Source organism: Mesobacterium hydrothermale, assembly GCF_035818635.1.
Classification (GTDB): Bacteria; Pseudomonadota; Alphaproteobacteria; order Rhodobacterales; family Rhodobacteraceae; genus Mesobacterium_A; species Mesobacterium_A hydrothermale.
The window spans coordinates 42,080-54,707 of the sequence record NZ_JAYLLH010000028.1 but is presented as its reverse complement, the minus strand read 5'-3'; the positions used below and the strand labels follow the sequence as shown (position 1 = coordinate 54,707).

At 67.7% G+C, this 12,628-nt stretch carries 4 protein-coding genes; 1 reads left to right on the top strand and 3 read right to left on the bottom strand.

The features are described from left to right. Positions 1 to 73 precede the first annotated feature (73 nt). From VK792_RS16065 to VK792_RS16055, 3 genes are read right to left on the bottom strand one after another with little or no spacing between them, the layout of a single operon-like run. A complete protein-coding gene (locus tag VK792_RS16065; protein ID WP_326298882.1) occupies positions 74 to 3,427 on the bottom strand; it encodes an error-prone DNA polymerase in 3,354 nt (1,117 codons plus the stop codon). Continuing rightward, the gene (locus tag VK792_RS16060; RefSeq protein ID WP_326298881.1) at positions 3,424 to 4,902 is read right to left on the bottom strand and encodes a Y-family DNA polymerase; all 1,479 of its coding nucleotides are present in this window, start codon (positions 4,900 to 4,902) and stop codon (positions 3,424 to 3,426) included. The genes VK792_RS16065 and VK792_RS16060 overlap by 4 nt, the downstream gene beginning before the upstream one ends. Next, positions 4,844 to 5,407: an ImuA family protein gene (locus VK792_RS16055; RefSeq protein ID WP_326298879.1), complete on the bottom strand. Its 564-nt coding sequence runs from the start codon at positions 5,405 to 5,407 to the stop codon at positions 4,844 to 4,846. The genes VK792_RS16060 and VK792_RS16055 overlap by 59 nt, the downstream gene beginning before the upstream one ends. A 498-nt stretch (positions 5,408 to 5,905) precedes the next feature. On the opposite strand from VK792_RS16055, the gene VK792_RS16050 reads away from it, so the two are divergent. After that, positions 5,906 to 12,610 (top strand): autotransporter outer membrane beta-barrel domain-containing protein, encoded by a 6,705-nt coding sequence (locus VK792_RS16050; protein WP_326298877.1) that lies wholly within the window; start codon positions 5,906 to 5,908, stop codon positions 12,608 to 12,610. Positions 12,611 to 12,628: the final 18 nt, after the last annotated feature.

Below are 12,628 nucleotides of genomic sequence, written 5' to 3'. Positions count from 1 at the left end.
TCGTTTGGCGGGCAGACCCCAACGACATCATCGCCGCAAGAAATCGAGGGTTCCAAATGTTGGATTCAATCCACTAGTGGAAATCCCGGCTGGGAAACAGCCGCTTGGCCTGTTCGCGCGGGTGGCGGGCGCGGGGGGGATGGTTCTGCCGGCGCGGCGCGTCGTCGGCGGCGGCAAGGGTTTCGCCCACGGCATCGTCCAGCGGGTGGCCCAGTTCGGACAGGCAGTGCGACAGGTCGTCGATCTGCTGGGCGATGACATGCACCACGATGCCTTCGCGTTGCAAGAACCCCGTCACCCGCAGCAGCCGCGCGCCCATGACCGCGCGCCGGAACCGGTCATAGACCTTGGGCCAGACCACCACGTTCGACACGCCGGTCTCGTCCTCCAGCGTCAGGAAGATGACCCCCGACGCCGTGCCCGGGCGCTGCCGGGTGATGACCAGCCCGCAGACGCTGACCCGTTGCGGCGGCACCTCTGGCAACCTGTCATGCGGGGTCAGCCCGGGCAGCGACGGGCGCAGCAGTTCCATCGGGTGGGCGCGCAGGGTCAGGCGCATGGCGACGTAATCCTCGACCACCTCTTCGCCCAGGTGCATCGGCGGCAGGTCGACCTGTGGCTCGGCCACGACCTCGCCGTCGATCGGATCGTTGAACAGGGGCAGCGGCACCTGCCCGCGAATAGCCCGCACCTGCCACAGCGCGTCGCGCCGGGTCAGCCCCATGTCGGCAAAGCTGTCGGCCTCGGCCAGCCGTTCCAGCACGGCGGGCGACAGGCCCGCGCGCAGCCAGACCGCCTGCACGTCGCGATAGCCGTTGCCCCGCGCCGCGACGATCCAGTCGGCATCCTCCTGCCGGAAGCCCTTGATCTGGCGGAACCCCAGCCGCAACGCCAGCGCCCCGTCGGCGCGACGTTCCAGCGTGTTGTCCCAGGCGCTGGCATTGACGCAGATCGGACGCACCTCGACCTGGTGTTCGCGGGCATCGCGCACGATCTGCGCCGGGGCATAGAACCCCATCGGCTGGGAATTCAGCAGCGCGCAGGCAAAGATCGCCGGGTGATGGCATTTCAGCCAGGCCGAGACATAGGCCAGCATCGCGAAGGCCGCCGCGTGGCTTTCGGGAAAGCCGTATTCGGCAAATCCCTCGATCTGCTTGAAACAGCGGTCGGCGAAGTCCTCCTTGTAGCCGTTCTTCAGCATGCCACCGACGAACCGGTCACGAAAACTGCCGATGGTGCCCATCTTGCGGAAGGTGGCCAGCGACCGGCGCAGGCGGTCGGCCTCTTCCGGGGTAAAGCCCGCGCCGACCACGGCGATCTGCATCGCGTGTTCCTGGAACAGCGGCACGCCCAGCGTCTTGCCCAGCACCTGCTCCAGCTCGGGGCCCAGCGGTTCCGGCACTTCCAGCCCCTGCCGCCGCCGGACATAGGGCTGCACCATGCCGCCCTGGATCGGGCCGGGGCGAACGATGGCGACCTCGATCACCAGGTCATAGAAGGTCTGCGGCCGCATCCGGGGCAAGAAATTCATCTGCGCCCGGCTTTCGACCTGGAACACGCCGATGGCATCGGCGCGGCACAGCATGTCATAGGTTGTCCTGTCCTCTTGCGGGACGGTGTCGATGGTCATCGGCAGCCCGTCGTGCCGCGCCAACAGGTCGAACGCCTTGCGGATGCAGGTCAGCATCCCCAGGCTGAGGATATCGACCTTGAGGATGCCAAGCGCGTCGATGTCGTCCTTGTCCCATTCGATCAGGGTGCGGTCCTCCATCGCGGCGTTCTCGATCGGGCAAAGCTCATCCAGCCGCCCCTTGGTGATGATGAACCCGCCGACATGCTGCGACAGGTGGCGGGGAAAGCCGATGATTTCCCCGATCAGCCGCACGGTCTGCGAAAGCCGCAGGTCGGACAGGTCCAGCCCCAGTTCCTGCAACCTTTCCGGGTCGGCGCCCCGGTCGGACATGCCCCAGATCTGGCCCGACAGCCCCGCCGTCACGTCCTGGGACAGGCCCATGACCTTGCCGACCTCGCGGATCGCGGCGCGGGACCGGAAATGGATCACCGTCGCGCACAGCCCGGCCCGGTGGCGGCCGTAACGCGCATAGATCCACTGGATCACCTCCTCGCGGCGTTCGTGTTCGAAATCCACGTCGATATCCGGCGGCTCGCCCCGGTGTTTCGACACGAAGCGTTCGAACACCATGGCGATCTGGTCGGGGGCGACATCGGTGATGCCCAGCAGGTAGCACAGCACCGAATTGGCCGCCGACCCCCGCCCCTGGCACAGGATGCCGACCGACCGGGCATAGGCGACGATGTCATGCACCGTCAGGAAATAGGCGGCAAAACCCAGTTCGCCCACCAGCCGCAATTCCTTGTCCATCAGCCCCAGCACCCGGTCCGGCGGCCCATCGGGATAGCGCCGCGCTAGCCCGTCGCGCGCCAGCCGTTCCAGCCGGGCCTGTGGCGGTTCGTCCCCCGATGCCTCGTCGGGGTATTCATAGCTGAGTTCGCCCAGGTCAAAGGAACAGCGCGCGGCGATTTCCAGCGTGCGGCGCAGGGCGGCCGGGTGATCGCGGAACAGCCGCGCCATGTCGGCGTGCCCCTTCAGCCGCCGTTCGGCATTGGGCAGGGCGCGGGTGCCGATCTGGTCGATGGTGATATGGTGGCGCATGCAGGTCAGCACATCGGCCAGTTGCTTGCGGCTGGCGCGGTGCATCAGCACATCCCCGACCGCCACCATCGGGGCCGAGGTCCGGTGTGCCAGCCGCGCGCAGGCCCGCAGATAGGCCTGGTCGGATCCGTCGTAACGCGGCGCGGCCCCTAGGAAGACATGGCCGGGAAAACGTCGCTGGACCCGCTGAATCGGCGCGGCGGCCGCGCCCAGCCCGCCCTGCGGCAGAGCGATCAGGATCATCCCGGTGCCGTGCTCCAGAAGGTCGGCCAGGTCCAGCAGGCAATCGCCCTTTTCCGCCCGCCGCTTGCCCAGGGTCAGCAGCCGCGACAGCCGCTGATAGGCCGCCCGGTCGCGCGGCAGCGCCACGAAGTCCACCGGGCAATCGCGCAGCACCAGCCGACAGCCGACGATCAGCCGGGGCAGCGTGCCGGTGTCGGGGCGTGGCGCCCCCGCCGCGTGCCCCATCGCCTGCCGCGAACTGGGGTCGATGCGCTGTTGCGACCGGATGGTGACGGCCTCGTCGGCCTCGCGCTGCAATTCCTTCAGCGCGGAATAGGCCCGGACCACCCCGGCCAGCGAATTGCGGTCGGTGATGGCGATGGCACTCAGCCCCAGTTCGGCGGCCCGCACCATCAGTTCCTCGGGATGCGACGCCCCGGTCAGGAAAGTGAAATTGCTGGTCACGCACAGTTCGGCATAGCCGGTTCCCGGCGGGCTGGGCAGCGGATCGGGCGGTGCGGGCAGGGTCATGCGAATTCCCCCTGCACGAACCAGCCCGGCGCCTGCGGGGTGAAGAACAGCCACAGCCGCCGCCCCTGCCGGGTTTCCACCAGCCAGTAATCGCGCACGCCGGATCGCCAGGCGTCATCCTCCAGCCACCATTCCGGGGTGATCCGTTCCGGCCCGGTGGCCCGCGCCGTGGTCAGCGCCATACGGCGCCAGCGGAACCGCCCCGGCGGGCGCGGCCCGGTCCCGGCGATGGGTTCGGGCGGGAACAGCCGCAGCGGGCGCGGGCGCAGCGCGACCCAACTGCCCTCTGGTTCGGAATAGGCGGCGGGGGCGATGACGAAGCCGCGTTCGGGGATATGGCTGTCAGCGGGCAGGAAGCGCTGGATGTTGTCCAGCCCGATCCGGGTGCCAAGGCGCGAAATCAGGTCCTCCAGCTGGTCGCGGCGGCCCGAGGTCACATGGCTGAGCTGCTGCACCGGCAGCGGTTCGACCTGAACCGCCTCCAGCCGCAGCTGGTCGATGCCGAACCCCGCGTCCACATCCGCCACCCCGCGTTCGAACAGCGGCAGGATGCGCGCCGGGTCGCGCAGCGGGCGCGCCAGCCGCAGTTCCACATGCTGTGCGGCCTGGTCGACCCGCCGCAGGGTCAGGCACAGCACCCGCGCGCCCGCCTCTTGCGCCTTGAGCCGGGCGCAGAGCTGATCCAGCAGCCGCGCGGCACCCGCCATCACGTCGGCCTGCAGGCCGATCGGGTCCGGCAGGGTCATGCGCACGCCGTAATGCGGCGGGTCCGGCTCGGGCGAGATCTGTTCGGGCTGGCGGCCCAGCGCCTGGTCCAACCGCATCAGCAGACCCGGGCCAAACCGCCGCGCCAGCGGCGCCCGCGCGGTGGCGTCCAGATCGGCCACGGTGCGCAGCCCCAGCCGCAACAACCCGGTGACGGTATCGTGGTCCAGCCGCAGCGCCGCCACCGGCAGGCTGCCCAACGCCTCGGCCCCCTGCCCCGGCGCGGCCAGCCCTTCGCCGAACCGCGCCAGCGCCCAGGCCGCGCCGCGCGTATCGCCCAACCCGATCCGCGCCGACAGCCCAGCCCGCGACAGCCGCTGGCGCATGTCGGTCAGCATCTGCGCCTCGCCCCCGAACAGGTGGGCAGAGCCGGTGATGTCCAGCACCAGCCCATCGTCCCCTTCCAGCCCGACCCAGGGGCAATAGCGCGTGGCCCAGCGCCGCAGCACCCGCAGGAACCGGGTATCCCCCGCCGGGTCCGCCGGGCGGCTTTGCAAGGCGGGACAAAAGGCGCGGGCATCGGCCACGGGCATGCCACGGTGCAGCCCCTGTTTCCCGGCCTCGTGGTTCAGGCAGTAAATCCGGTTGGCCGTGCCTTGCGTAAGGGTCAGCGCAAACGGCCCGGGAATCGGGCAGGCCCGCAGAACCCGGTCAGTCGCCAGCCGGGGAAACCACATCGACACGACGCGCCGCCCTATCCCATCGAACATGCCAGGCACCCAATGTTCCCGATTTGTTCTTAATAAGATCCCAGCGCTGCAGAGTCGAGTCCGCCTCTGCCCCCGCATCGAAAACCGGGGTGCAGCGCCAGCGGGTTTCGGCCGCGTTGCTGCCCATGCCCTCGGGGATCAGGCACAGACCGGTGCCGCCCCCCGCCTTGGCCGCCAGCTGCAACCGGCGCCCGGCGGTCAGCGACAGGTCCTGCCCCAGTTCGATCACCACCAGCGGCACCGAACCGTCGCGCAGCGCCTCTTCCATCACGGCCAACCCTTCGGTCTGGTCCTTCACCTGCGCCAGCAGCAGCCGCGCCGGATCGGCATACACGGCAAGGGCCACGGGATTGATCGATTCGTGCCGCCAGCTTTCGCGCACCCAAAGCACAGCACCATCCGAACGCGCCATGCACAGTGCCGCAAAGCCCATGGCAGCGGGGCCGCAGGCTTCGTGCACGCGGGCGGGGCGTGGCGGGAAATGGGTGAACAGATCGCGGTGCATGGGACGCAAACTATAGCGCCGGTCCGCGGTTTCAAACACCCCCGCCGAACCGGCCACAGCCCAACGCCTTGACGCCGCCAAAGAGCATCGGGGCCTCATCCAAGCACGGCAGGGGCGCTGACGTGGCAGATGCCGCCTTCGATCCGCGTGGCACCCGACAACACCGCAGGGCGTCACATGGCCTGGCGTCCGGTAGCACCGATGCCATCCGCCCGCGCGTTGAGATTGTCCGCAGCTTGGGACGCAGGGAAAGGGCCAACACACGCGCCGATGCTTTGATCGCAACGACACCGCGCATCCGCCGGTACGGCTTGCCCGGCGCGGAGTGGGGCGCGGCCGCCCGAAATCCACCCAAAAAGGGAATTCCGCACACCGGAAAAACACCAATCCGGTCGCATTTCCGGCTGATTCCTTTGCAACCTGTCGTTTGTCCGGCGTGGCGAAACATACCGTCACAAGGGACAAAAGGGACCTGCGCCCTTCGGGAGAGTTGATGTGATGACGAGCAATCCGTTTCGCAAAACCGTTCTTGCAACCCATGTTGCGCTGGCCGGCGCCAGCCCGCTGGCCGCGCAGGAATACTATGACGTGCTGACACGAACGGTCACGACAGACGCGGTCGCAACCGAAATCACCGACAACCAGTTCCAGCTGAGCGCACCAGAACCAAATGTCATTCCGCGCGGGTCACGCCAGATCCTGACCTATACTTACGACAACATCGAAAACTATCCCTACGCCAGCGCGAAGGGAACCACCCCCGTGAACACAACCCCGGGAGAACTGGCGGCGTTCCGGATCGAAAGCCTGTTCAATCCAAGGGGCTATCGCGCTCAGGCAGAAATCCCGATCTTCAACATCACCCTTTCGGTCGGAAACGTCACCGGCGAAGGTGACGGGATCGGCGGGGTCAGCCTTGTCAACCAGACCCCGATCGCACCAGGAGAGGACGAAGCCGGCGTCGCGTCCGGCAGCCTGACGCTGCTCGAAATCGGCGACGTGTCGACCGATGGCAACAACGCCCCCGGCCTCTTTTTCAAGACCGTCGGCGGCGAGGCGCACCACGGCAAGGATCACAGCGGGCTGAAAGGATCGGGTGGCGATGGAGGCCGCGGCGGCGACGGCGGCGAAATCACCACCGAAGTCTCGGGACAGGTTCAGACCACCGGCAGCAACAGCAACGCGGTGCAACTGTATTCCCAAGGCGGCGCAGGCGGCAAAGGCGGATCGTCGGGTGTCGAGCATTCCGGCGGCAGAGCCGGCGCGGGCGGCAGCGGCGGCGATGTTTCGCTGCAATTCTTCAATCAGGCCAAGACGAAGGGCGACCTGTCCTATGGCATCCAAGTGCTGTCCGAAGGCGGTCGCGGCGCGGATGGCGGCAGTGGCGGCACATTTTCCCATGGTGGCAGTGGCGGCCCCGGCGGGATCGGCGGCGACGTGAAGCTGAGCTTTGGCGGCTATGTTGTTGGCGGCTATGGCCCGAGCTTCGGCGTGACCACCCATGGCGACCGGTCCGACGCGATCTTGCTGCAATCCATCGGCGCGAATGGCGGCACGGGGGGGCGCTCTGGCTCGATCTTCGTGGGCGGGGGCGGCACCGGTGCGGGCGGCGGGCACGGCGGCTATGTCCAAGGCTCGGTCGTCGGCGATATTGAAACCACCGGCGACGACAGTTTTGGCATCCTGGCACAATCCATCGGCGGTAGCGGCGGGCGCGGCGGCAGCGGCAAGGCGCTGATCGGCATCGGAGCGGATGGCGGCGCGGGCGCAGACGGCGGCGTGACCCACCTGCAACTCTACGGCACGGTGCAAACCTCGGGCGAAGGGTCGACGGCGGTCAATCTGCAATCCATCGGTGGCGGCGGCGGCAGCGCGGGCGACGCCGCCGGCCTGAAAAGCATCGGCGGCGACGGCGAATCCGGCGGCGACGGTGGGGCCATCGGCTTGATCACCGACAGGTCGAACATCACCACGCGCGGCGATTTTGCCCTTGGTGTTCTGGCAGAAACCATCGGCGGCGGCGGCGGAAACGGCGGCCATGACCAAGGCATGACCGCGGTCGGCGGCAAAGGCGGCGGCGGTGGCAACGGCGGCGAGCTCTCGGCCAAGATGACCCGGTTCGACGTGGCGACCTCGGGCGATCATGCGACCGGGCTGGTGTTCCAGTCGGTCGGCGGAGGCGGTGGTACCGGCGGCATCTCGACGGGTGTCGTGGCCGTCGGCGGGTCCGGCGGCGGCGGCGGAAACGGTGGCGCGGTAAGCATCTCCGCAAATGACACACAGGTCACAACCCGTGGCGATTTCGCGACCGCTGCGCAGTTGCGCTCGGTCGGCGGCGGCGGCGGTCACGGCGGCTCTGCCATTGGTGTCGGGGTCGAGGTCAGCGCGGCCATTGGGGGCAACGGCGGCAAGGGCGGAAGCGGTGACAAGGTGATCGGCACACTGGCCGGAACCTATGTCACTTCGGGCGATCACTCTGCGGCCATCCAGGCCCAGTCGGTGGGCGGCGGCGGCGGCTCTGGCGGCTATGCCGTATCGGCCGCGGTCGGGGCAAAGATTTCTGTCGCCATGGCACTGGGCGGAAATGGCAGCGAAGGCGGCAACGGCGGCACGGTCGACCTGACCGTGGGCGACGCATCGACCCAAGGCAGCCACTCCAGCGCGGTCGCGGCGCAATCGGTGGGCGGCGGTGGCGGCAACGGCGGCATGGCCATGGCGATATCCGCCGCAGTAGGCGGCGCGGGGGCCGGTGCGGTGTCGTTGTCGATGGGCGGCAAGGCAGCAGGCGGCGGCAATGGCAACGCGGTCAGCGTGCAGACCACCGCCAACGCCAGCTACGGCACAAAAGGCGACCATTCCGACGCGCTGCTGGCGCAGTCCATCGGCGGCGGCGGCGGCAATGGCGGCACGTCCATCGCGGGCACGCTGAGCTTCTCCGGCGGCACCTCGACCGGGATGGCGGTGGCATTGGGCGGCGCGGGTGGCAAGGGCGGCGCAGGCGGTGCGGTTGCGCTGACGCTGGGCGACGGCAACACTGTCCAGACCCTTGGGGCCCATGCGGCGGGTGCGATCAGCCAGTCGATTGGCGGCGGCGGCGGCAATGGCGGTGCGGCGATCGCGGGATCGCTGACCGTCGGGACCAAGGGGGCGATGTCGCTGGATGTCGCCATTGGCGGCCAGGGCGGCGACGGCGGCAACGCGGCAGCGACGGACACAACCATTGGCGCGGACAGCAAGATCAGCACCTCGGGCGATTTTTCCAGCGCGCTTGTGGCGCAATCCATCGGTGGCGGTGGTGGCAACGGCGGCCTGGCGATCTCGGGGTCGCTGTCGTCGTCGGAAAACAACACCGGTGCCATTGGCGTGTCCATCGGCGGCAAAGGCGGTACCGGCGGCAACGTGACCGGCGCAGTCGTCCTTGCCACTGGCAGCGGCAGCGCGGTCACCACGACGGGCGATCACAGCCACGGCCTGTTGGCGCAGTCCATCGGCGGTGGCGGCGGATCGGGCGGCATGGCTGTCGCGGGGTCCATCCTGCTGAGCAAATCGGACCCGTCTTCGCTGGAAACCGCACTTGGAGGCGGCGGCGGATCCGGCGGAGCAGCCGATGCCGTAAACATAAGCGCCGCCAGCGCCATCGCCGTCAACGGCAGCTTTGCCGACGGGATTCTGGCACAATCCATCGGCGGGGGTGGCGGTACGGGGGGCGTGGCCGTGGCCGGTTCCTATTCCCGGTCGGCACAATCGACAGGGTCGAGCAAGGGGCCGCTGTCCAGCACCATCGCGATTGGCGGAAACGGCGGAAACGGCGGCACCAGTGGCACGGTCACCGTGACCAACACCGGCGCGGTGCTGACGGCGGGCCACGCAGGCACCGGGATCAAGGCACAATCCATCGGCGGCGGCGGCGGTTCCGGCGGCAATGCCATCGGCATTTCCCTGGCAAAATCCCCAAAACCGGCCCCAAGCAGCAGCGGCCCGACCAAATCCACCAACCCTGACGACAACAAGCGCAAGACGCAGTTCACCATCGGCGGCAAGGGGGGAAACGGCGGTGCGGGCCAGCCCGTCCTTGTGACCAACACCGGCGCGATCACCACGCTGAACCTCTTCGCGGGCGGCATTGTTGCACAATCCATCGGTGGCGGCGGTGGCGCGGGGGGAACGGCCACCAATTTCACCGAGTTGAAGCCGCTGCTGAAGGCCGGTGCCGAGGCCGCGACCGGCATCAACCTGGACTTGTCCTTCCCCGGCGGGATTGGCGACTACAAATCCAGGGTCGAAAGCCACACCACTGAAAGCACCCCTGACACCCAGCCCTCAGAAGGCACATTCGGAGCGATTTATCATGCGCTTGGCCGCGATCCGATCAATGGCAGCGGCGGCACGGGTGACAACGGCGCGCCAGTCAGCGTGATCAACAGCGCCGGGATCACCACCGCATCTTATGGTGCAACCGGCATTCTGGCCCAGTCCATCGGTGGCGGCGGTGGCCAGTCGCATGTGGCCGAGCAAGCCAACACGCTGGAAACCGCGCTTGGCATTTCCAGCGGCGCGGGCGGCAAGGGCGCGGCCACCACGGTCAGCAGCAGCGCCGCCATTGCCACCTATGGCGACAGCGCGGCGGGCCTTGTGGCACAATCGCTGGGCGGCGGCGGCGGGCACGCGTCGCATTTCGTCGTGGCCAACGGCGCGCCGGGCAATACCACTGCCGGCAACGTTGCGCTGGGGACCAGAACCGGAACCGAGGGCGACGCCGGCGACACCAGCGTCGCGGTTGCTGCCACGATCCGGACCCAGGGCGACCTGAGCCCGGCGATCATCGCACAATCCATCGGCGGCGGCGGCGGCGTGACCGGCGGCGCTGTGAACAACATGCAGACCCGTGTGACATTCGGCGCGGGCACCGACAATGGCCGGCGCGGCTATGGCGGCGATGCGGGCACTGTGACGGTGGCGCTGTCAGGCGATGACAACACGCTCACCACATTCGGCCGAGCTTCTTACGGCGTCCTGGCCCAGGCCGTTGGCGGCGGTGGCGGGGTGGCCGCCTTCAGCACCGACGCAGTCAGCGCGCCCCAGGCCGGGGTGTCGACCGGCGACGGCAACAACGTCAGCGTCAGCGTGAAGAATACCAAGGTCTGGACATATGGCGCCGGGGCGCATGGCATCTTTGCCCAGTCCATCGGTGGCGGCGGCGGTGCGCTGATCGCCAATGCGGGCGACGCGGAAACCGTACTGAATCCCAATGGATTTGGTGCCGGCGGCTCTGTCGATGTCACGGTTGGCGCGAATGCTGCGGTCATCACCTCGGGCGTCGGCGCGGATGCGATCCATCTGCGCTCTGCCGGGCAGCATGTGGACGGAGCCACTCCGCTGAACAACGCGCTAAGCATGACGGTCGCGGGTCTGGTGGTCGCTGCGGGCCGCGACTCCGACGCGTTCGATGCCCGGATCGACGACGCCTATCGCACCACCGGCGGCATTGCCCCGACCGTTGCCAAAGGGGCCGTGGTCATCGGCGGATCGGGCAGCGGTGCGGCGCTCCGCCTGTCGGCGCAAGAGGGCCGGCAAAACCCGTTTGTGGTGTTCAACAGCGGCCTTGTGACGACACAAGGCGACCTTGCTCTTTGGGCCGACCATTCGGGGATTATCGACAACATGGGCACGTTCACGGGAAGCATCGAACTGCACAGCACGCAGCCCGGCCCCAAGATCTCTGTCCTAAACGAAAGCGCGTTCAACGCCGGGGCGACGGTGCAACTGGGGGCCTCCGGCAAGTTCCAGAACTTCGGAACGTTCGGCGCAGGCAAGCAAACCGGCGACGTTGCAACAACCGGGCTGCAAGGGGCGTTCACCCAGTACCTGGGTGGGACGCTGGTGGCAGACGTGGATTTCGTCAAGGGAACCGCAGACCTGGTCCAGATCGACGGAACCGCGACGCTGGGCGGGGAAATCCAGGTTGCCCCAACCGCATTGGTTCCGTCACAGGCGGCACTTCAGGTGTTGTCTGCAAAATCGGTTGACGACACCGGCCTGACGCTGGCCAAGGGCAACGGGGTTGCAACCTACAGCCTGCAAACCACCGGAACCGCGGTCACCGTCGGCCTGCAATCGGTCAATTTCGCGCCCGCTGGCGACACTTTCCTGCTGAGCGACAATGCCGTGCAGGTGGCCAACGCGCTGCAACAGAAATGGGATGCCGACGACGTCGCCGACATCGCCGATGAACTTGCCGCGCTGGCCAACGCGCCGGATGCCGCGACGCTGTCGAAAGGGCTGGAGAGCTATGGCACCGGACATCCGGCGCTCAGCAACTCTTCGACATTGAAGCTGCACGCGCAATTCAAGAACGCCATGCACAGTTGCACCGTTGCGGGCGCGGGCCTGCCGGTGCTGCAAGAAGGCGAATGCGTCTGGGTCAAGCCGATCGGGTCAGAGACCCGGGAATTCGGCATGACCAACCGGGTGCGAGGCGTTTCCGCGGGAGTCCAGAAAAAAGCCCAGTCCGATTGGTTCGTGGGCGTGTCGGCAGGCTATGGCCATATCTCCAGCACCTCGGCTGTCGACAACATCGACGGAGATTCCTATCACCTTGGCGCGATCTTCAAGCATCAAAGCGGCAATACCCTGTGGTCGCTGTCGGGCGGGCTGAGCTATGGCAGGTTCGAAACCAGTCGCGTCGCGGGTGCGCTGGGGCGCCGGATCGGCTTTGCCGAACACGAACTTTACAGCATGAACCTGCGGGCACGGATGTCGAAAGTGTTCGAATACGACGCCGACTGGTTCGTGAAAGCCGACGCCGATTTTGACCTGACCCACGCTTTTGCGCCCGGCTTCGTGGAAACCAACGCCGGACCGCTGGCGCTGTCTGTGGATGATTTTACCCACAGCACGCTGGTGATCGCACCGCGGCTGACGCTGGGTCGAACCTTGCGGATGGGCTATGACGCGTATGTGCGACCCACCGCTTTTGTCGGCGCGTCCTTCGATCTGAACCCCGATATCAAGGTCACCTCGCACCTGGGTGGCGGCGCGCCGATCACCCAGACGCTGACCGGAGACCCGATGACCCTGACGGTCGGGGCCGGGGTCCAGCTGATTCAGGGCGACCGGTTCAACCTTGACCTGAATGTCGAAAGCCAGATCGGAGACCAGCGGACAGAACACCTTGCCACGGCCAAGCTGGCGCTGAAATTCTGATCCGGGGGCACCTACCGC